This window comes from Peribacillus sp. SIMBA_075, from assembly GCF_046534585.1.
This window is the reverse complement of record NZ_JAWRYN010000586.1, coordinates 1-272: the sequence shown is the minus strand read 5'-3', so window position 1 is coordinate 272 and position 272 is coordinate 1. Positions and strand designations below refer to the sequence as shown.

At 34.6% G+C, this 272-nt stretch carries 1 pseudogene; it reads left to right on the top strand.

The annotated features are described in order from the left end of the window. Positions 1 to 134 precede the first annotated feature (134 nt). A pseudogene (locus SB775_RS29500) lies at positions 135 to 272 on the top strand (4-hydroxyphenylpyruvate dioxygenase); the annotation flags it as partial.

Here is a 272-nt window from a genome sequence, read left to right as displayed (position 1 = left end):
CAGAAAAGATAGAAAGTTTTAAAGGTCAGAATTTGTTAGCTTGCTAACTAATTTCTATTAATTGATGTTGGAAGCGTTTTCGGTTGGTTTTAAGTATGGACCATTTAATCTATTTACAGGGGGATGAAGATATTATGAAACAAAAATCTATGGATACGCTAGCTGCACAAATGGAGGACTTTTTTCCGGTACGTGATGTAGATCATTTGGAATTTTACGTAGGGAATGCAAAGCAATCAAGTTATTATCTTGCGAGAGCGTTTGGATTCAAA